Raw genomic sequence first — 19,705 nt, 5'->3', positions numbered from 1 at the left:
CCCCGCAGCGGGCCGCATTTCTGCGGCCGTTTCAATTCCCATGCACAAGCGCGCCACCGGCGCCGCAGCCTCGGCGCCGATGCCGGCCGCACCAAGCCGGCAATATCCCGCTTGCGGCGCGGCGTCCGTTCAGTGGCTGAAGTGCAGGCGCAGATAAGAAAGCTGGCCGCGCGTGCCGCTGGTTACCCGGTCGGCCAGCCTCTTGAGCAGGACGTGCGACACGCTGGCCAGCGCCAGCCCGACGGCATTCTGGAATTCTTCGTCCTGCATATCCAGCAGCCCGGCGGCATTGTGCCTGGGCGCTGATTCCAGCAGCAGCGCAGGCCCTTCGTACAGCAGCTCGAAGTCCAGGTTGAATTCATCGAAGCTGCCCGATATCTGCGCCAGGCGCCGGCCCTGGCCGGCAGCCTCGAGCGCCTCGGCGCCTTCCAGCATGGCCTGCGCGGCGCGCCGCACGACATCGCGGCGCGCGCTCCAGTGCGCGCCGTTCGATTCCACGAATTCGACGATGCGCCGCATGCGCTCGGTATGGCTGGGCTCGGCGATCGCCAGCGTGGCTCGCCGCGAGGTGCCGAGGCGGAATATCGCGTTCAGCACGATAGCCGTGATGCCGCCGGTAATGATGCCGTTGCGGGCCATGAAGCGCAGCGCAGGCGGCGCCAGCTCGGCCAGTTGGGGCAGCACCATCACGCCCAGGCCGGCCACGAACGACAGGCCGATCATGAAGATGCCGCGCGCGTCCAGGGCGCGCGACGAAATCAGTTCGATGCCCGACACCACCAGGTAGGCGGCCGCGTATACCTCGATGGCGCCCACCACGGACGTGGGGACCAGGGTCAGGCCCAGCGCCACTTGCGGCAGAAAGGCGCTGATCGCCAGCAGCAGCGCCGTCACGAGCCCTATCCGGCGCGACGTCGAGCGGCTGATGTGGCACAGGGCCAGGTTGGCCGACGACATGCCGGTGGGGTACGAGCCCAGGAAAGAAGCCAGCAGATTGCCCAGGCCGGAGGCGCGCATCCCGCGGCCCACCAGCCGCATGTCCGGACGGCGCCAGTCGGCGTCGTTCATCTTGTGCATCAGCACCACGGTGCCCAGGGAGTCGAGCTGCGACATCAGGGCTACCAGCGCGACCGCGGCCAGGGCGGCCGGGTCCACGGAGAGATTGGGCAGGTGTATATGCGGCAGCGCCAGCATCGGCGACCGGGCCAGCATGCCCAGGCCGCGCAGCTTGCCCAGCACGGCGGCCAGCAGCACGCCGGCCAGCAGTCCCGCCAGCAGCGCAGCCAGCTTGACGCGGCGATTGCCCCAGATCGACAGCGCCACGATCACCAGCAGTGTCACCAGCCCCGTCAGGGCGTCGGTGCCGTCCATGCTCGCGCCGTGCAGCCCCGTCATGTGCGTCAAGGCCGGGGCGATCAGCGACAGGCCGCCTATGCTCACCACCACGCCGGCCACCGTGGGCGGCAGGATGGAGCGCAGCTTGGGCACCAGCACGCTGGCTGCCAGCGACACCACGCCCTTGGTCAGGCTCATCGCGGCTGCGCCGGCGACCCCGAACTGCGCGATGACCGAGCCGCCGATCACGATCAGCAGCGGCGACGGGATGTCCACCAGCATCAGCCCCGAACCCAGGCGGCCTCCCCAGGCCTGGAAGAACGTGGACAGCGCCATGCCGAGCGTCGTGGCCGTCACCAGCCCCTGGGTGCTGGCCGGCGACAGCCCGCCTATCTTGGCCGCGGCCAGCACATAGACGACACAGGTCAGCGCCGTGACCATGTGCTGCACGGCCAGCCCGAACAGGGTCACGGCGGGCGGTTTTTCCCCCAGGGCATAGGCCAGGTCGGCAGGGCGCTTGAATGCGGGAACGGGGGGCAGCTTGATCTTCGGGAAGAGGGCCATGGATCTCGCATTCGCAGGGGGAGGGCCGGCCGCAGGCGTCGAGGACGATGCCCGTGCGGCGCGGCGATCATATTTGCGCGTATTGTACGTGCTGCGGTGGGCGCGTCGAGGTGCCCGTTGTGCCATGACGGACGGCGGCCGAGGCCGGAAGCGAATAAGACTGTCGGCTTTTACGGTTCGTGAAAGCCCGGCGCTGGGCGGGCGGGCCTGATACTGGCGGGAAATGCCCGGTAGCCGCACCGGTCGGTGATATCCGCTATATCCTTTGGCTTTCGGGGAGATGTCGCGCCGGACATGCCGCTGCATATAGAATAGCCGTCCGGCCGGTGCGGGCGGCAATAGACAATAGATATACGGAGGGGATCCTGATTCTGCAAATCGTGCTTGCCGTGGGCTTCGCCCTGTGGGCCGGCCTGGCGCTATGGGTGCGCAAGCCCGGCGGCCTGGTGGTGGGCAGGGCGCTGCTCGTCCTGTGGCTGGTCGTAGCCTGCTTCTTTCTTGCCGGATTCTTCCTGCCATGGCCCGCGGCGCGGCCGGCCAGCGCCGGCCTGTTTCTGTGCGCTGTAGTGCTGGTGCTGGTGTGGTGGGCTGCGGTGCGTCCCAGCAACGACCGGGACTGGATAGCCGATGTGGCGCAGCAGACGCAGGGTATGGTCGACGGCGATCTGGTGACGCTGGAAAACGTGCGCAACTTCCACTGGCGCAGCGCCGACGATTTCGACGCGCGCTGGGAGACCCGCGTCTACGACTTGCGCGGGCTGCAGTCCACCGACCTGATCCTGTCGTACTGGATGCATCCCGGCATCGCCCATGCCCTCGTGTCCTTCGGCTTCGGCGAGGACCGCTACGTGGTGTTTTCCGTGGAAATACGGCGCAAGAAAGGCGATAAATTCTCCACCCTGGGCGGATTCTTCCGGCAGTACGAGCTGAGCGTAGTCGCCGCCGACGAGCGCGATATCCTGCTGGTGCGCACCAATATGCGCGGCGAAGATTCCTATATCTATCGGGTGCCGATGCCGCCCGAGGCCATGAGGTCGCTGTTCCTGGCCTATGTACGCCGCGCCAACCGCCTGGTGAACCGGCCGCGTTTCTACAACACCATCACCGCCAACTGCACCACCATCATATTCAAGATGATGAACCGCATCGTGCCCGGCCTGCCCCTGGACTACCGCCTGGTGGCTTCCGGCTACCTGCCGGAATACCTGTACGACCTGGGGGCGCTGGAAGGCGCCGGCAGCGTGGCCGAGTATCGCAGCCGCGGCCGCTACACAGAGCGCGCGCTGGCAGAAGGCGACACCCCGGGGTTTTCCGCGGCCATACGGCGCGGCGTACCCGGCATCGCTCTGCAAGAAGGCTGCACGGAGCCGGCGCGGCCTGGCGGCGCACAGTAGCGGGCTGGTGGTTCCCGGCTCTCGTCCCGCAGCCCTGGCGTGGCCGGTGACAACGGGTTCGCCGCCGGCCGCGAAATCGAATGAAACGGCTGGGTGGTGGCAGCGCCCCCAAGAAACCTTGCGCGCCAGCGGACGGAAGGGCAAACTGGCGCCGTGATCGTGATCGTGATCGTGATCGTGATCGTGATCGTGCAGGTGCCTGTCTGTACCTGTGCCTGTGCCCGTATTGCGACCCGCCTCTTCCCGTCCCGCGCCTCATCATGCCCAAGACCGCATTCCTTTCGAAGTCCGCCGCCGCCTGCCTGGCCGCGGCCATGGCCATGCCGGCAGGGGCCTGCACGCTCTGGGCTTCCGCTGGCCCGCAAGATTCGGACGGAGGCACGCTGCTTTCCAAGAATCGAGATTGGAAGCCCGGCCAGCACCAGGCGCTGGAATATCGCTATCCCAGCCACGGGATTCCTTATTTCGGCTTGTTCGCCGTCGACGGCCGCGCCCGCGGCATCAAGAGCGGCGTCAATCGGCAAGGCCTGTCGGCCGTCACTGCCTCGGCCAGCAGCATCCCCGGCCATCTGCGCGCCTCGCAGCCCGGCAAGCACGGCATCCTGGGCCGCATCCTGGCGCACTACGGCAGCGTGGACGAGCTTGCGGCCCATGCGAGCGAGATCTTTCCGAAGTCCCGCGCCATGTTCCTGATGGTCTCGGATCGCCACAAGATTCTCGTCGCGGAAATCGGCCTGCAGGGCCGCTACGCCTACAAGGTGCTGGACCGCGGCGTCACCGCCCATACCAACTACTACCTGGACCGCACGCTGGCCGACTTCAATGTCAAGATCGGCCATAGCAGCGCCACGCGCTACCGGCGCGTCGGCGAACTGCTGGCCGATGCGCCTCGGCCCTACACGCTCGCGCGCTATGCGGCCATCAGCCGCGACCATCACGATGGGCCCGACGACAGCCTGTGGCGCACGGGCCGCAAGGAAGCCACCTTGTCGTCCTGGATCATCGACTCTCCGGCGCAGGGCCCGCAAACCCTGCGCGTCGTGCTGGACAACCCCGGCATGCCCGAGGCTGTCCGGACGTGGACGCTGGACGATGCCTTCTGGGCCCGAGGCAAGCCTACTGGGGCTTGATCCCGGCGGCCTTGACGAGCTCGGCCCAGCGCTGCTGGTCGGCTTTCAGGAATTCCAGGAAGTCGGCGGGCGATTTCACCTGCACATCCATGCCGGCGACATCCAGGCGCTTGCGCACGTCGGGCTGCTGCACCGCCTTGGCCACTTCTTCATACAGGCGCTGCACGATAGGGGCGGGCGTACCTTTCGGGGCCATGATGCCGAACCATGTCGTGGCCTGGTAGCCGGGGTAGGTCTCGGCCGCGGCCGGCACGTCGGGCAACAGATGTGAACGCTTGAGCGAAGTGACGGCCAAGGGGCGCATCTGCGATTGCACCAGTGCCACGCTGGTTGCCATCAGTTGTATGTCGCCGCGCAACAGGCCGAGCTGCGCGGGCGGCTGGCCGGTATAGGGCACCGCTGTCAGCTTGATCCCCGCGCGTTGCTGCAACTGGACGATCGCGAGATGCGTGGGCGTGCTGTCGCCTATCGAACCATAGTTGTAGGCCGAGGGCTTGGCCTTGGCCGCTGCGACGAAATCGGCCAGTGTCTTGTCGGGGCTCTTGGCCGACACCACCAGGGCGCTGGGGATGATGCCCACCAGCGCCACAGGCGTGAAGCTGCGGAAAGGCTCGCCCTTGAGCTTGAGGTAGACACTGGGATTGATGGTCAGCGGCGAGGCGGCGAACAGCAGGGTATAGCCGTCGGGGCTGGCGTGCGAGACCTCTTCGCCGCCTATGCGGCCGCTGGCGCCGGGCTTGTCCTTGACCACGATGGATTGATGCATTTGATTGCCGATCTGGTTGCCGACCGAACGGGCCACCAGGTCCACCACGCCACCGGCGGGGTAGGGCACGACCACGGTGATCGGCTTGGACGGATAGTCGGCCGCTTGCGCAAGCGCGGGTGCGATCGAGGCCATGGCTGCGATCGAGGCGAGCAAGGCACTGCAAAGTTTCATTCGTGTCTCCTGTGCAGGGCCGGCGGTTTTTATGAGCTGCCTGTGCCCTGATGATTTTGCTGCGGCCGTGGCTTGGGTCTTGCCGCGGCCGGCCCGCGCAATGGATGCCCGGGCTGGCACCGGTTGGCTGCCCAGGATGCCACAGCCAAGCTAATGCCGAATGTTTGCCTTGTCAAGAATGTTGGGCTCGAATATTGGGCTCGACTGCTGGTGCAAGGTGAGGATGTCCGGTTCGACGGCAAGCCTCGCCGGCCGGGATGTCCGGCCGGGCACGCACATTCAACGCGGACATTCAACGCGGACATTCAATGCGGACATTCAACTCGCGCATTTATCCCGTCGTGCGGGCTTTCTTCGCGGGGGCTTTCTTTTTCCCCGGCTACCATGGACACTGGCGTCGTGGATGCATTTCAGGGTATGGGCATATGTTCAGGTGGTTGAGCGGGCGCGGCGCCAGCCGGCGGCAGGTCGAGCAAGAGCTGGCGCGCATTGCCGAACCGGATTGGCGGCGCGCCGTGGCGGCCCTGCTGTTCCTGCAAGGCTTGTCGGCGCAACAGGACGAGGCCTTGCGCCGGCGCGCCGCCTGGCTGCTGGCCAGCAAGATCTATACCGGCGTGCGCGGCCTGGAGGTGACGGACTCGATCCGGATGTCGGTGGCCATCCAGGCGGCGCTGCCGATACTCGAACTGGATCCGGCGCTCTACGAGGGCTGGGTCGAGATCGTGCTGTATCCGGAAGGGTTCATCATCCCGCGCCGCGAAGTCGATGGCAGCGGCGTGGTGCACGAGTACCTGCAGCCCGCATCGGGAGAAGCCTGGGACGGCGGCCCCGTCATTCTTTCCTGGGCGGACGGCGCGCCGGGCGCGCCGCGCGAGACCAACGTCGTCATCCATGAATTCGCGCACAAGCTGGATTTGCATGGCGGCGAGGCCGACGGCATGCCCAGCCTGCACGCGCACCGCGACATCCGCTGGCGCGAGTGGCGCCGGGTTCTGGAAGCCTCGATGGACAGCTTCGAAGACATGCTGGACGCCGTCGAGGCTGACATCCCGCGCAACGTCGACCCCGAGTCCGCCGCGGCCTCGCGCTGGTATGACAGGCTGCCGCTGGATCCTTACGCCGCCACCGACGAGGCCGAATTCTTCGCCGTCAGCTCCGAGGCTTTTTTCGTCAGCCCTGCGCCATTGGCCCGGGAACTCCCCGAATGGTATGGCCTGCTGGCGCGCTACTACCGGCAGGATCCGGCGGCAAGGCTGTCATAGCCAAAGCGGCGCAATACGGTTGCCGCCGCCGTGCCCCCGGCGGCTTGTTGCGGACTTTCAAGGCGTGCTTGCGGCCAGCCGTGCGACGACGCCCGCATCTTCCAATTGAAATACATTCCAGCATGCGTCGATCAGTTCCGCGACGCGTCCGGGCGGCAGCGTGTCCTGGACCAGGGCGCGAAACTTGTCTTCCAGATCGGCGTCGCTCATCGGGTGCTCGAGAGTGCCGAGTGCATGCTCGACATGCCGTTCGAGTACCGTCCCGTCCCGCAGTTCGATGCGTACCTTGCCTTCCAGCTTGCGCATTGTCGGCTCGACCACGATGGAGACCTGCTCGCGCAAGACGATCGCCCGCGGATCGCGTACCGCCTCTGTGCTGAATTGCGCCTCGCCTGCTGCGCCGTGGATGATGGCCGCGGCCAGCGCGTGGTAGACGCTGAACTTGCCTTCCAGCCCGGTGCCTGGAGCGGGCTTGGCCGTCAGCTCTGTCACCAAGGGGCTCACCGTGGCCTGTATCGTGGCAATCCGTTCGGCCGTCAATGAGTGTTCGCGCCGCAACTGCAGGCAGGCGTCGATCACGGCATGCATCACCAGGCCGCAGGCATAGGGCTTGTACATATTGCGCAGGAGTTCGTAGCTGCCTCCCAGGCCCTGCGTAATGGTTTCAGGGTCGAAGCGGCTGGAGAGCACATGGCCGAACCCGCGCGGAGCTTCCAAGGCCCGGTCGGAACTGGTGAATCCCTGTTCGGCGAGCAGCGCAGCGCCCAGTCCGTTCTGTGCGGCATGGCCCGGATGAAAGCTCTTGCACATGCTGCCGAACATTTCCCGCAACCCGGACGACTGAGTGGCTGCGATGCCCAAGGCCCAAGCGGTCTTTTCCTCGTCCAGGCCCAGCAGCTTGGACGTCGCCGCGGCCGCGCCGAACACGCCGGCGGTGCCGGTGATATGCCAGCCCCGGTCATAGTGTTCGGGGAACACCGACAGGCCTATGCGGATTTCCGCTTCAACGCCCAGCACATACGCGTGCACCAGTTGCGCCCCGCTGAACCGGCGCCATTCCGCCAGCGCCAGCACCGCGGGCAGGACCGGTGCGCTGGGATGCACTGCCCGGAAATGCGTGTCGTCGTAATCCAGCACGTGCGAACTGATGCCATTGATCAGCGCGGCATGCAGGATGTCGGCTCTTTCGGGCCGCCCCAGCACCTGGGCCTGGGCGGGGCCGAAGAATGGGGCGAAACTGCGCACGGCGATTGCGACAGTGTCGTGGCTGGCCGCGCCCAGGGCACAGCCCAGCCAGTTGAGCAGCCCGCGCGAGGCTTCGTGGATGACGTCTGCGGGCAGGTCGCGGCCGTTCGATTCGACCAGGTATCGGGCGAGTTGCCGGGTTACGGGAGCGGGTTGAGTCGTTGCTGAGTCTTGGGCCATGGTCAGTTTATATGGATGTCGGCGGCTTTGATGATCTTGGCGTATTTGGCAACTTCGCTTTTGATGTAGGCATCGACCTGTGCGGGTGTTTGCCGGCGTGCCGTGGCGCCTTGCAGCCGCAGTGCCTTTTGTACGTCCGGCATTTGCAGGACGCGGTTCACTTCCTTGTTGAGCCGGTCGATGATGGGTTGGGGAGTACCGGTGGGCGCCATCAATGCGAACCAGGTCTCGGACTCGAAGCCTGGAAGTCCGGCCTGCGCCATGGTCGGCACGCCCGGTGCGCTTGGATTGGGCTTGGCGCTTGTGATGGCCAGGGCCCGCAGGTGCCCCGCCTTGACTTGCGGCAGTGCGGATAAAGCGTTGGCGAACATCATGCTGACGCGGCCCGAGATCAGGTCGGTCAGGGCGGGCGAAGAACCGCGATAGGGTACATGCAGCATCTGAATGTGCGCCTGCGCCTTGAACATTTCCGCGGTCAGTTGCGGCGAGCTGCCGTTGCCGGTGGAAGCGAAGCTCAGCTTGCCGGGCTGGGTCCTGGCCAATGCGATCAGTTCGGATACCGACTTCGCGGGCACCTTGGAATTGACCACCAGGACGAAAGGCACCGAGGCCATCATCGCGACGGCCCTGAAGTCTTTTTCGATGTCGAAGGGCAGGTGCTTGTACAGGTTCTTGCTGATGGCGAGAGAAGACGGTGCGGCCAGCAGCGTGTAGCCGTCGTGAGGCGCCCGCGCCGCTTCGCCGGCGCCGACGTTGCCGCCGGCGCCGGACCGGTTCTCGATGACGAACTGCTGGCCCATGTCTTGCGACAGCTTGGCTGCCACGAGCCGGGTAACGATATCCACGCCCGCCCCCGGAGGGAATGGCACGATGACGCGCACGGGACCTGTCGGGTAGGCCTGGGCATGCGCGGGCAATGTGGCCGACAGGCAGCAGAGAAGCAAGGCGCCGCGCATCAGCGTGGCCAGTTTCGAGGTCATGTTTGTCTCCTTCGGGCTCGTATATTGGGCAAGGGCCCGGACGCTGCGGGCCGTCGGCGGGGCGAGGTCGCTCATGTCGCCTGCGCTGTGATCGCTAGTGTATTACCGACGTGGCTGTTATAGCAACCACTAAAACGGAGGAATGTATTAATATATGTAATTCAATGGGTTATGTATCCTGGATTGGGTATTTCCGGGGTTTTTCAGTGCCGTGACCGGTGACTGGGTCTGTTAGCATTGCTCTTGCGCAATTCGCGCGCGGGCTCGGGCAAGCGCCCCCGGGGCCGGCCGTCTTCTCATGAGAGGCGGCAAGCGACGGGTCGTCCGGCGCGCAAGCGCCGCAACAGGCAATCCAGTCTCCGGCATGTCGCCGGCTAATCATGCTTATGGGAAGCGTGCAAGCATATGGGCAACGAAACGACGGCGAACCTGGTCTTTGACTTGAAAGCCGTGGGCTTTACCGAATATGAAGCCAGGATCTACGTCGAAGTCCTGCAGGCCGGAGCTGTGCCCAAAACCGCCTACGAGATTGCCCGGGGGTCGGGCGTGCCGCGGTCCAATACCTACAGCGCGCTGGACGGCCTGACCCGCAAGGGGGCGGTGCTGCCTGTGACCGAGAATCCCACTTCCTATGCCGCGGCAAATCCCAGGGATGTCCTCGGCAAGGTCCGCGCCCAGACGGACAAGATCTGCGAAAGGCTGGAAACGAATCTCGAGAACCTCGCGCCCAAGGTCGAGAATCAATACGTCTGGATGCTGCGCGACGAAGAGAATATCGATACCGAAATCCAGCGGCTGATCGGACTGGCTCGCGATTCGATCTGGATCAAGGCGGCCGATGCCACGCTGCGCAAGTACGCCGCAGCCCTGGAGCAGGCCGTGTCGCGCGAGAGTGTGTCGCTGCTGGTCGTGCTCTTCGGCACGGATAAGTCCGAGTTCGAGTTCAACGAGCGCTGCAAGGTCTACATCCACGAGAACGATGGTAGCCGCATGGGCAAGGCCGACAATCTATTTACCCTGGCCATCGATCACAAGGAAATGATCACCGTCAACCGGGACCACGAACTCATCGCGGCCAGGACGCAAAGCCTGCCTATCGTCACCATGGCTTTGTCGTTGATCCGCCACGACTATTACATGTCGGAAATCTTCCGCCGCTTCGGCGACCAGCTCAACCAGGAATTCGGCCGATATCTCGTGGATCTCCGGAAGAACGCCTACACTCCCGACCAATTGGCTTCGTTCTACGAAAAAATGGAATTGAAGAAGGCGCGTTGAATGCGGCGGCTTGCGCCGCTGGCCTGCCGCTAGTCGCGCCGATCCGTCCGGGCCTACAGCATCTCGCCGCCATAATGCCGCAGCGCGCGCCGGGCGAACATGGCGAAACTGGATTTCACGACGCCCGGCAGCAGCAGGAAATCATGCGATTCCTTGGCCAGCGCGGGGTCGAGTTCCCGGATGGGGCCGGTAGCCTCGGCCGCTAGCTGATTGCGCGCGGCGCGTTCGATCAGCATGGACAGATAGGCGGTTTCCTCGACGGACGCGGTCGCGGCCAGGAAGCCGTGATGCGCCAGCAGGATGCTGCGCCGCGACCCCAGCGCCGTGGAGATGATGTCGCCTTCATCGTCGGCGATGGGCAGGCCCGGCCATTCGGCGAGAAAGGCGCAGTCGTCGGCGAATGGCGTAGCGTCCATATGCGCAACCTTCAGGGGGCGGCCGGTCATCGAGAGGGCCGAGACGTACGGAGGATGGGTATGGATGATGCAGTTCACGTCCGGCCTGCGGCGATAGACCCAGAAGTGGAACCTTACCGCAGGGTTGGCCATGCCTGCGCCGTCGATCACGTTCAGCGATTCGTCCACGCGGATGACGTGGCGCGGCTCGATCTCGTCGAAGCCTATGGCCATGGGGGTGGTCAGGAACGTGCCCGATTCGCCGCGTATGGTGATCTGCCCCGCCAGCGTTTCGGAATGGGACTCCATGGCCAGCATCCTGCAGCTCAGCACGATCTTCTCGACGTCGGTCCAATGGCCCAGGTCCACCCCGCTCTTCATCTTTTGTACGGTCTGGGCGGTGGCGACGTGTTTGGCTGTTTGCTGCATGTTGCGCTCCAACTGAGTGAAGATAATGAATCGGATAAGGACGGAATGCGGGGCCTTGATATCGAGAGGCGCGGCCGCGGCGCCCGGCCATGGCCTGGGCGCCGCCGGGGGCAGTTGCGGGCCGGCCGGACTGCCGGCGCTGGCCGGTCCGTGCGGGCTGCGTAGGGCTCAGGGAGGCAGGCCTTCCATGGATACGTACCCGTCCAGGCCGGCGATGTGTTCGATCCAGGCTGCAATGTGGCGAAAGTCCTGCAGCGGCAGGCGTGCCTCGTGGGCCAGTCCCACATAAGGAAAACAGGCCAGATCGGCGATCGTGGGGCGTTCGCAGGCCAGCCACTGCGCGGCGGACAAGCGATCGTCCAGGATGCCCAGCACACGCATGCTTTTCGCGCTGGCCGCCTCGATGTCGATCTCCTCGCCCAGCAGATGATAGAGCCGCGCGGGCTGCAGGCTGTTGCCGATCTCGTGGGCCGCGAACGACAGCCACTGCCCGATTTCCCCGATTTCGCGCGCAGTCGCGCCTATCAGCCCGGTGGCGCCGAGATGGCCCAGATAGGCCAGTATGGCCTGGCTGTCTCGCACGACGTATTCTCCGTCCACGAGCACGGGAACCTGCTGCAGCGGGTTGAGGGCCGTGAACCAGGGTTCGCGCCCCGCCCCCTGGGTTACGTCGACGAATACGCTGCGGTATTGCAGGCCGAGCATGGACAGCATCAGCCGCACTTTGTGGCAATTGCCGGACCTGGGGTGATCGTAGAGAGTGAGCATGGAGGCTTCAGCGCGTGGCGGTGGGTTTCATGAGATATGCGCTCAGTGCCCCGACCAGGCCCAGCGCGGCCAGGTAGATGCCGACCGATTCGATGCCCCCCATGTGCGACACCAGCAGGGTCGCAATGATGGGCGCAAGGCCGCCGCCCAGCGCCGCCGCGACCTGTATGCCGATCGACATGCCCGAATAACGCAGCTCTGCGGGGAACTGGGCGCTGTACAGCGTGGACTGCGGCCCGAAAATGATCGCATAGTTCAGCGCCAGCGCGATGATCGTCGCCAGCGTGTAGCTGCCCGGCGATCCGCCGCCCAGCGCATGGAACAGCGGGACGGCCATGACGGCCAGCAGCAGCGTGCCGAATATGTACAGCCTGCGCGCGCCCACTTTGTCTCCGACCCAGCCGAAGAAAGGAATCGTCAGTATCTGGAACACCGACCCGATCACTACCGCGTTGAGCGCAACGCCCCGGGAAAAGCCGAGCTTGGACATCGCGTACGAAATCGAAAATACCAGAATCGTATAGATGAGCGTGACTTCCGCCAGCTTGCCGCCCACCGTGAGCAACAGGGGCCGCCAATGCCGCAGGACGACGTCGCGCACCGGCAGCGTCGAGGTTCTCTTCTGTTGCTTGACGGCGGCGAAGTCGGGCGTTTCTTCCACCTTCATGCGAATGAATATCCCCAGGGCCACCAGTAGGGCGCTGGCCAGGAACGGCACGCGCCATCCCCAGCTCATGAAACTGGCGTTGGGCAACAGGTTCATCAGGGCGAAGGCGCCCGAGGACAACAGTATGCCTATAGGGGCGCCGGCCTGCGGCAGGCTGCCGAAGAACGACTTCTTGTCCACCGGCGCATGCTCGACCGCCATCAGCATTGCGCCACCCAATTCGCCGCCGAAAGAAATGCCTTGTGCGATGCGCAGCAAGACCAGCAGTACCGCCGCCCAGATGCCGATGGATTCATAAGTGGGCAGCAGCCCGATGAGCGCGGTGCAGACGCCCATCAGGGCCAGGCTGGCGATGAGCATGGATTTGCGGCCCAGGCGGTCGCCGTAGTGGCCGAAGATAATGCCGCCTATCGGCCTGGCGAACAGGCCCGAGGCAAAGGCCCCGAATGCGGCCAGCGTGCCGCTGATGGGATCGAACGTGGGGAAGAACAGCTTGTTGAAGACCAGCGCCGCGGCGGTGCCGTATGCGAGGAAATCGAAGCCTTCGATCGCCGTTCCGGCCATGGTGGCCAGCGCGACCCGTTTCAGGGATGTGGGCCGCGTATTGCCGGCGGGGAATATCTCTTCCGTCTTGTCTGCCGCGATGCTCATGGATGTCTCCTCGTTGCTTATAAGACAACAAAGTTGTCCATAGGACGAAAGTATATTCACTTAAAATGGCCGAAAGCAAGCAGGATTTCCCATGATTCCATAGGGGTTTATGCTGATCCGGCAAATTTGCCGAAGGTTGCCCCATAGGCGATTGGCCGATGTGCTTGCGCATGCGCCATGCCGCGCCCCGGCGCAGGCATGACAGGCGGCCTGGGGCCGGACACATGAAGCGAGGCAGTTGTGCAGGGCAGGAAAAACAAGAACACGGCCGCGGCGCCCGAACAGGATTCGCCGGTATTGGGCAAGCTGGTGCGGGCCTTGCGGACCCGCCGCCGCATGACGCTCGAACAATTGGCCGAACAGGCCCAGCTCAGCAAAGGGCATTTGTCGCGTTTCGAGCGCGGGGAAAAGACGGTTTCTGTTTCCGCATTGATGCGCGTGGCCCAGGCTCTGCATACCTCGGTGGCCGCGCTGCTAGGCGAGCACATGGGCGACGATATTCTGCATGTCGTGCGCAGCGCCGACCGCCAGTTGCGCGAGGCCAGCCAGGGGAAATATCAATTTGCCTCGCTGAGCCGTGCCGACGGCACCGAAAGCCCGACCGCGTTCCTGCTGCGCTTGTCGGGCGAATCCCTGGTGCGCGAGCATGCCTTCCATGCCGGCGAGGAAATTTTCTTTGTCCTGTCCGGGGCGCTGGAAATCGAACTGGCGTCCCAGTCGGTGGTGCTCAGGCAGGGCGATTATGCGCAGTTCCCGGGCCTGGCCAAGCACCGCCTGCGAGGGATCGAGGCGAACACCGAGGTCTTGATCGTGGTGGCCGGCAGCCGGGAAGATTGACTGTCGGACAGGGGCAATCCGGCCGCCGTTGCTCGCTTTTCACCACGTAGCCGGCTTGCGATGCACAGCGCCGCTAGGCTGGTGCGCCGCTAATTTCCGCCGTCTTGTGCGGCCGGGACACTGAACCGGATCGCCCGCGTAAGCAGCCCCTGGCGGAAATAAAAGCGTTGGGCCAGTGCGTTGGACAAGGCGGTATCCAGCACCAGTTCTTTGCAGCCCGCCTCGCGGGCGCTCGTCCGCAGGTGCCGCAACAGGCGCGCGCCCAGGCGCTTGCCGCGGCCGTCTTGCGTCACCACGAGATCGTCGACGTACAGGTAGCGGCCATAGACCAGGTTTTCCTGCAGCCTGTAGCCGGCCAGCGCCAGCACCCGGCCAGCTTGCCATGCGGCGAGCAGGCGGTAGTCCTGGCCTTGCATGCGCCGTACGCGCCGGATCAGGTCTTGTTCGTCCTCGAGCTGCGGCCTGAGCTCGCGCATCACGGGAAAACAGGCGTACAGCTCCCGGTCCGTTTCCGCGTGGCGCAGGACGGGAGCTTCGGCTTGATCGCCGGTCATGGAGGTTTCGTTCATGGGCAAGGTCGCTCGGGTTCGGTTTTCGGCTGTGGGAGCGCGGCGCTGGCTTGGCCCCGTAAGGCGTCGCGAGCTGGGTCCGGCCCGTCTTCGGCGTTGCGGGCATGCCGCACGGAAGTAGAGTAATCCGCGCGTAAAGCCTGGGCGCTGCGCACCAGTTTCTTGCCCTATGCTAGGGGCGCGATGTCATAATTCAAAGATCCAAGAATTGCCATTTTGGCTGGGCCATGAATTCTTCCATCGATGAACTGCTGGCAGTCGACGCCGCCGCTGCCGAGCCCTTGTACCGGCAGTTGTATGCCCGCTTGCGCGGCGCCATCGCCGACGGGGCGCTGCGGCCGGGCGGCCGCATCCCTTCGAGCCGGGCATTGGCCAAAGAGCTGGGCGTGGCCCGGGGCACGGTGGAAACGGCCTACGCATTGCTCGAGGCCGAGGGTTACATCCAGGGCCGTGGCCAGGCGGGTACCGTCGTCAGCCCGGGCCTGCGTCCCGAGTCCGTCCGCTACGACACGCAGCGCCACGCCTCGGCGGTGGCGGGCAACGGCGTTTTCGATTCGGCGCATACGCGCCCCTTCCAGATGGGGCTGCCGGCGCTCGACGCTTTTCCGCGCAAGATCTGGGCGCGGCTGGGCGCCCGCCTGGCGCGAGGCATGCAGGCGCGCGACATGTCGTTCCCCGATCCGGCGGGGCTGCCTGCGCTGCGCAGCGCCATCGCCGCCTATTTGCGGATGGCGCGCGGCGTGGATTGCGATCCGGCGCAGGTGTTCGTCACTGCCGGCTATCACGATACGCTGCAATGGATCGTGCGCGCGTTGTTGCGGGGCGGCGACCAGGTCTGGGTCGAGGATCCCGGCTATCCGGCGACCCGGTCGGTATTGAAAGACCTGCAATTGCTGCCGGTGCCAGTGCCGGTCGATGCCGAAGGCCTGGTGGTGGAGCGAGGCATGGATCTCGCCATGTCCGCGCGCGCCGCGGTGGTCACCCCGGCCCACCAGAGCCCGCTGTGCGTGTCCTTGTCTTTGCCGCGCCGCCTGGCCTTGCTGGACTGGGCTGCGCGGCGCAAGGCCTGGATCGTCGAAGACGATTACGACGGCGAATACCGCTATCGGGGCCGGCCCTTGCCGGCGCTGGCGAGCCTGGACCGCCACGGCCGCGTGCTTTATGCGGGAACCTTCAGCAAAGTGCTGTTTCCCGGCATCCGGCTGGCCTATCTGGTGGTGCCCGAGGCGCGAATCGAAGACTTCATGCGGGCCCGGCAGGCGCTGGCCATCGGCGTGCCGCAAGCCACCCAGGCGATGGTCGCGGCATTCATGGAAGAAGGGCACTTCGTGCGGCACATCCAGCGCATGCGCAAGCTGTACGGCGAGCGCCGCAGCGCAACCGCCGCAGGGCTTTCGAAGGCCCTGGGCCCGCGTGCGCGCATCGATGCGCAGCCCGGAGGCATGCATCTGGTGCTGCGCCTGGACAGCCGCCGCGCCGAAAAGACGCTGGTCGCCCGCATGCTCGAGCACGGCATGTACAGCCATACCATCGCCAGTTGGTGCGCAGAGCCGGCCGGCCATGGCGGCCTCATGCTGGGTTTCACCAACATCGCGTCGCAAGGCCAGGCGGAGGAACTGGGCGCGCGCCTGTCGGAACTGATGCAGCGTTGATGCCGGCCATCGGGGCAATCGAAAAACGGGCGGTTTCCGTGCGCGGTCGGCGCGGGCCGCCGCCCGTTAGGCCCGGACGCTTACTGCTTGCGCCGCGCCACCATGAAAATACGCGGGAATTTCAGCAGCCTCAGCCCGTCGGTGCGCGGCGGATAAGCCGCGTCGATGCGTTGGCGATAGGCGTCGATGAAGGCCGCCTGCTGGTCGGCGGGCAGGCGTTCCACGAAAGGCTTGAGCCCGGTGGCGCGCACCCATTCGACGATGGCGTCGGCCGAAGGCATCTGGTGATGGTAGATGCAGCACCACACGTCGATTTCCGACGCCAGCGGAGCGATCATGTCGTAGTAGTCCGTCAGCGGCTGGACCTTGATCCGCACCGCGGCGGCATTGCCTATGGCCGAGGCCCAGGGGCCGTTGGCGGCGACTTCGCGCATCGAACTGTGCGACGGTTCGTCGCGATTCGAAGGCATCTGGACCGCAAACACGCCGCCCGGCGCCACGCAGGACATCAGGCGGGGAAACAGGCTCGCATGGTCCGGCACCCATTGCAGCGAAGCGTTCGCATAAAGCAGGTCGGGGGCGATTTCGGGCTGCCACGTGGCGATATCGCCCAGATCGAAGGTGCAGCCGGGCAGGCGCTTGCGTGCGCTTTCCAGCATGGCTTCGGAGGTGTCGATGCCGGTGACGCGGGCGCCGGGATAGCGGTTGGCCAGCAGTTCCGTCGAGTTGCCGGGGCCGCAGCCGAGGTCGACGACGCGGGCGGGGCGATCGAGGAAAATGCGATCCAGCAATTCCTGAGCGGGACGCGTGCGTTCCGCTTCGAAGCGGGTATACAGTTCAGGGTTCCAGTCTTTCATCAAGGCTCCACAAAATGCGAGGCGCGGCTCCGGCCGTGCTTGCGGGCCGGGCGACATGCGCACGGCTTGCCGTGCAGCCGCAATCGTAGCGCCTGACGCGGCAACGTGCACGCCGCCCGGCTTTCAGGCAAGCAGGTTCCTGCTTGACAGGTAGTCGTGCACCCACGCCAGCCGCGCCCTTGGGTCGTCCATGGCCAGCAGCAACTGCTTTTGCGCGACCGGCAAGGGCAGCAGTTCGGCCCAGCGATTGGCCACCCAGCCGCATTCGTCCAGGCGATAGGGGCGCGGTATCGGCATTTCACCGGCCGGCACGCGATCCTTTTGCAGTTCGGCGATCAGCTTGCCGAGCCGGTCGGCGACGGCCTGCGAGGCGGCCGGAATCTGTGCGGACGGATCTTCGGGCAGCACGGCAGCCTCGCCATGCCAAAGACCGTATTTGCCGACTTCGCTGGACGACAGCGCAAAGCGCGCGGTGCCCGAGCATTTCACATGCAGCAGGCCCGGCATGGGCGCTTCCCAGGAATCGATGCGAGCCATGGTGCCGTGGCCCGCCAGCACCTCGCCGCCTTGCGGAGTGCGCACTTCGTTGCCGCTGAGCAGCGCCACCACGCCGAATTGCGTGCCGTCTTCAATGCACCGCTTGATCAGGTCGAGGTAGCGCACCTCGAAGATCCGCAGCGGCAGCAGGCCGTCCGGAAACAAAGTGGCTTGCAAGGGGAAGAGGGGAATGGCTGCCATGTCGTGTGCGGGAATGCTGCGATGGTTCGGGGGCTGGCCCGCCGGTCAGCGGATTTCGATGCCGTGCAGGAACATGTCTACGAAATAATCCATGATTTCCGTGGCGGTCTTTTCCCCGGTAGGACGATACCACCTCGACAACTGGTTCAGCGACGAAAGCAGGAACTTGCTTGCCAGGCTGATGTTCGTGCCCGGTGCGAACAAGCCTTGTTCGATGCCGTCCCGTATGACGTCCTTGAGCATCCCTTCGTAGGCGTCCCGCCATTTCAGCATGATGGTCCGGTGCGCTTCGGTGTGCGCCGTCCAGAATAACGCCGATCCGGTCATCCATCTATCGTGGTACTGCTCGTAGTAGGCGACCGATGCGCGCATGAATCCATACAGGCGATCCCGCGGGTTGTCGCTCACATCTTGCAGTTGGTCCCGCACGAAAACGAACATGGTTTCCATGCCTGTCGCCATCAGCGTGCGATAGAGCTCTTCCTTGTTTTGAAAATGGTGGTAGAGCGCCGGCTTCGAAACGCCCACCTCCGCCGCGATCATGTTCAAGGATGTGCCGTCATATCCATGTTGTGCAAAGAGCCGTCGGGCAACTTCGACGATCTGATCCCGTCTTCCGATTTCTCTGGCTGCCATGAGTGTTGTCGTCCTGTCATTTATTTGCACGTGCCCGTCAGGCAATCGTGCCGCCGGTTTTTTGTGGAGTCGCTGCGTTGCGGAAGCGCTTGAAATTTTCCGTAGAGTGTATATCATCTTGCTTACCGACCGGTAGGTAAGTAAATTTCGGCGCACGAATGACGATCGGGAAAAGGCTGTATTTCAAACTAAATAGCCGATTTTGGAGGTGACATGAGCATTAAATTGCAGAAATTTCTGATGGCGGGCTCGTGGGCCCTGTGCACGGTTTGGGGCATTTCCGCGGCACGGGCGGGCACTTTCCCGGACCATGCCATCCACTTGGTAGTGCCATTCGCGCCCGGCGGCGGGGCCGATACTTCCGCCCGCATGGTGGCCGAGCCCTGGACCAAGGTATTGGGGCAGGCCGTCGTGGTCGAGAACAGGCCCGGAGCGGGCGGCACGATCGGGGCGGGCTTCGTCGCCCATGCGGCCGCCGACGGCTATACCTTGCTTTACACGACGCCCGGCCAACAGATGACCGCGCCGTACTTGTTCAAGAACCTGGGCTACGACCCCTTCAAGAGCCTGATTTCGGTCGGCAAGCTGCTTGTCGGCGCGAATGTCCTGGTGGTCACCAATGCCTTGCCCGTGCGCACGGTGCGGGAACTGATCGACTACGCCAAGGCTCATCCCGGCAAGCTGGGTTTCGCGAGTTCCGGGGTAGGGTCCACCAGCCATCTCGCGGGCGAGTTGTTCAAGCAGGAGGCGGGCATCGACATCTTCCATGTGGCTTATCGTGGCACCGGCCCGGCGCTGAACGACCTCATGGGCGGCCAGGTGCCCATGACCATCGATACGCTCAGCGTCTATCTGCCGTATATCAAGTCCGGAAAGGTGCGCGCCCTGGGGGTGTCTACAAAAAGCAGAAGCGACGCTGCGCCTGATATCCCGACTATCGCCGAGACGCTGCCCGGTTTCGAGGCGTATCCCATCAATTACATAACCGCCCCCGCGGGCACGCCTCCCGCAGTCATCGAAAAGCTCAACAAGACGCTCAACCAGGTCATACACGATCCGCAAGTGCGGGCCAAGTTCTACAAGGGAACCACGCTCGAGGGTAGCACACCCCGCGAAATGGATGAGCTGGTCGGGTCGGAACAAAAGAAATGGAAGGCCTTGATAGAAAAAGCGGATATCAAGATTCAATAGACGTAGC

Annotated in this window: 19 protein-coding genes; 7 read left to right on the top strand and 12 right to left on the bottom strand. The window is 64.8% G+C overall.

Annotated elements, in window-relative coordinates:
- Positions 1-129: 129 nt before the first annotated feature.
- On the bottom strand, positions 130-1,899 hold the full coding sequence (locus KVP10_RS15840) for a solute carrier family 23 protein (protein WP_217965586.1): 1,770 nt from the start codon (positions 1,897-1,899) through the stop codon (positions 130-132).
- Positions 1,900-2,276: 377 nt separating this feature from the next.
- On the opposite strand from KVP10_RS15840, the gene KVP10_RS15835 reads away from it, so the two are divergent.
- Together KVP10_RS15835 and KVP10_RS15830 are read left to right on the top strand one after the other, a co-directional pair.
- Positions 2,277-3,293, top strand: coding sequence for an Lnb N-terminal periplasmic domain-containing protein (locus KVP10_RS15835; RefSeq protein ID WP_343218756.1), 1,017 nt, complete (start codon positions 2,277-2,279; stop codon positions 3,291-3,293).
- A 260-nt stretch (positions 3,294-3,553) separates the two neighbouring features.
- Positions 3,554-4,423 carry a carcinine hydrolase/isopenicillin-N N-acyltransferase family protein gene (locus KVP10_RS15830; RefSeq protein WP_217965585.1) on the top strand — a complete coding sequence of 290 codons (870 nt, stop codon included), beginning with the start codon at positions 3,554-3,556 and terminating at the stop codon, positions 4,421-4,423.
- Here KVP10_RS15830 and KVP10_RS15825 read toward each other — a convergent pair.
- A complete protein-coding gene (locus KVP10_RS15825; protein ID WP_217965584.1) occupies positions 4,410-5,363 on the bottom strand; it encodes a Bug family tripartite tricarboxylate transporter substrate binding protein in 954 nt (317 codons plus the stop codon). The two genes, KVP10_RS15830 and KVP10_RS15825, sit on opposite strands and share 14 nt — an antisense overlap.
- Positions 5,364-5,788: 425 nt before the next feature.
- Here KVP10_RS15825 and KVP10_RS15820 point away from each other — a divergent pair, with 425 nt between their 5' ends.
- Complete coding sequence (locus KVP10_RS15820; RefSeq protein ID WP_217965583.1) at positions 5,789-6,625, top strand: M90 family metallopeptidase; 837 nt, start codon at positions 5,789-5,791, stop codon at positions 6,623-6,625.
- Positions 6,626-6,682: 57 nt separating this feature from the next.
- Here the strand turns inward: KVP10_RS15820 and KVP10_RS15815 are convergent, their stop codons facing one another.
- Positions 6,683-8,050: an MmgE/PrpD family protein gene (locus KVP10_RS15815; RefSeq protein WP_217965582.1), complete on the bottom strand. Its 1,368-nt coding sequence runs from the start codon at positions 8,048-8,050 to the stop codon at positions 6,683-6,685.
- A gap of 2 nt (positions 8,051-8,052) precedes the next feature.
- Complete coding sequence (locus KVP10_RS15810) at positions 8,053-9,030, bottom strand: Bug family tripartite tricarboxylate transporter substrate binding protein (RefSeq protein WP_217965581.1); 978 nt, start codon at positions 9,028-9,030, stop codon at positions 8,053-8,055.
- Between the two features lie 405 nt (positions 9,031-9,435).
- Between KVP10_RS15810 and KVP10_RS15805 the strand changes: the two genes are divergently transcribed.
- The gene (locus KVP10_RS15805) at positions 9,436-10,308 is read left to right on the top strand and encodes a TrmB family transcriptional regulator (protein ID WP_217965580.1); all 873 of its coding nucleotides are present in this window, start codon (positions 9,436-9,438) and stop codon (positions 10,306-10,308) included.
- A gap of 53 nt (positions 10,309-10,361) precedes the next feature.
- Here KVP10_RS15805 and KVP10_RS15800 read toward each other — a convergent pair whose 3' ends face one another.
- The 3 genes from KVP10_RS15800 to KVP10_RS15790 all read right to left on the bottom strand — a co-directional run bounded on the left by KVP10_RS15800 (position 10,362) and on the right by KVP10_RS15790 (position 13,131).
- Positions 10,362-11,132 carry an aldolase gene (locus KVP10_RS15800; protein ID WP_217965579.1) on the bottom strand — a complete coding sequence of 257 codons (771 nt, stop codon included), beginning with the start codon at positions 11,130-11,132 and terminating at the stop codon, positions 10,362-10,364.
- 168 nt (positions 11,133-11,300) lie between these two features.
- Positions 11,301-11,900, bottom strand: a complete 600-nt coding sequence (locus KVP10_RS15795) for a glutathione S-transferase family protein (RefSeq protein WP_217965578.1) — start codon at positions 11,898-11,900, stop codon at positions 11,301-11,303.
- A gap of 7 nt (positions 11,901-11,907) precedes the next feature.
- The gene (locus KVP10_RS15790; protein WP_376810963.1) at positions 11,908-13,131 is read right to left on the bottom strand and encodes an MFS transporter; all 1,224 of its coding nucleotides are present in this window, start codon (positions 13,129-13,131) and stop codon (positions 11,908-11,910) included.
- Between the two features lie 327 nt (positions 13,132-13,458).
- On the opposite strand from KVP10_RS15790, the gene KVP10_RS15785 reads away from it, so the two are divergent.
- The gene (locus KVP10_RS15785) at positions 13,459-14,055 is read left to right on the top strand and encodes a helix-turn-helix domain-containing protein (RefSeq protein WP_217965576.1); all 597 of its coding nucleotides are present in this window, start codon (positions 13,459-13,461) and stop codon (positions 14,053-14,055) included.
- A gap of 89 nt (positions 14,056-14,144) precedes the next feature.
- Here KVP10_RS15785 and KVP10_RS15780 read toward each other — a convergent pair whose 3' ends face one another.
- Positions 14,145-14,609, bottom strand: a complete 465-nt coding sequence (locus KVP10_RS15780) for a GNAT family N-acetyltransferase (RefSeq protein WP_217965575.1) — start codon at positions 14,607-14,609, stop codon at positions 14,145-14,147.
- Between the two features lie 242 nt (positions 14,610-14,851).
- On the opposite strand from KVP10_RS15780, the gene pdxR reads away from it, so the two are divergent.
- Positions 14,852-16,276, top strand: coding sequence for a MocR-like pyridoxine biosynthesis transcription factor PdxR (pdxR, locus tag KVP10_RS15775; protein ID WP_217965574.1), 1,425 nt, complete (start codon positions 14,852-14,854; stop codon positions 16,274-16,276).
- An 80-nt stretch (positions 16,277-16,356) separates the two neighbouring features.
- Here pdxR and tam read toward each other — a convergent pair whose 3' ends face one another.
- From tam to KVP10_RS15755, 4 genes are all read right to left on the bottom strand, one after another.
- Positions 16,357-17,133 (bottom strand): trans-aconitate 2-methyltransferase, encoded by a 777-nt coding sequence (gene tam / locus KVP10_RS15770; RefSeq protein WP_217965573.1) that lies wholly within the window; start codon positions 17,131-17,133, stop codon positions 16,357-16,359.
- 123 nt (positions 17,134-17,256) lie between these two features.
- On the bottom strand, positions 17,257-17,871 hold the full coding sequence (locus tag KVP10_RS15765) for an LON peptidase substrate-binding domain-containing protein (RefSeq protein ID WP_217965572.1): 615 nt from the start codon (positions 17,869-17,871) through the stop codon (positions 17,257-17,259).
- 45 nt (positions 17,872-17,916) lie between these two features.
- A complete protein-coding gene (locus tag KVP10_RS15760) occupies positions 17,917-18,507 on the bottom strand; it encodes a TetR/AcrR family transcriptional regulator (protein ID WP_217965571.1) in 591 nt (196 codons plus the stop codon).
- 37 nt (positions 18,508-18,544) lie between these two features.
- Positions 18,545-18,694, bottom strand: coding sequence for a hypothetical protein (locus KVP10_RS15755; protein WP_217965570.1), 150 nt, complete (start codon positions 18,692-18,694; stop codon positions 18,545-18,547).
- 26 nt (positions 18,695-18,720) lie between these two features.
- On the opposite strand from KVP10_RS15755, the gene KVP10_RS15750 reads away from it, so the two are divergent.
- Complete coding sequence (locus tag KVP10_RS15750; RefSeq protein ID WP_217965569.1) at positions 18,721-19,698, top strand: Bug family tripartite tricarboxylate transporter substrate binding protein; 978 nt, start codon at positions 18,721-18,723, stop codon at positions 19,696-19,698.
- Positions 19,699-19,705: the final 7 nt, after the last annotated feature.

Source organism: Candidimonas humi, from assembly GCF_019166065.1.
GTDB classification, from domain to species: Bacteria; Pseudomonadota; Gammaproteobacteria; order Burkholderiales; family Burkholderiaceae_B; genus Candidimonas; species Candidimonas humi.
The sequence above is the reverse complement of the archived record's forward strand: the minus strand, read 5'-3'. Positions and strand labels throughout refer to the sequence as shown.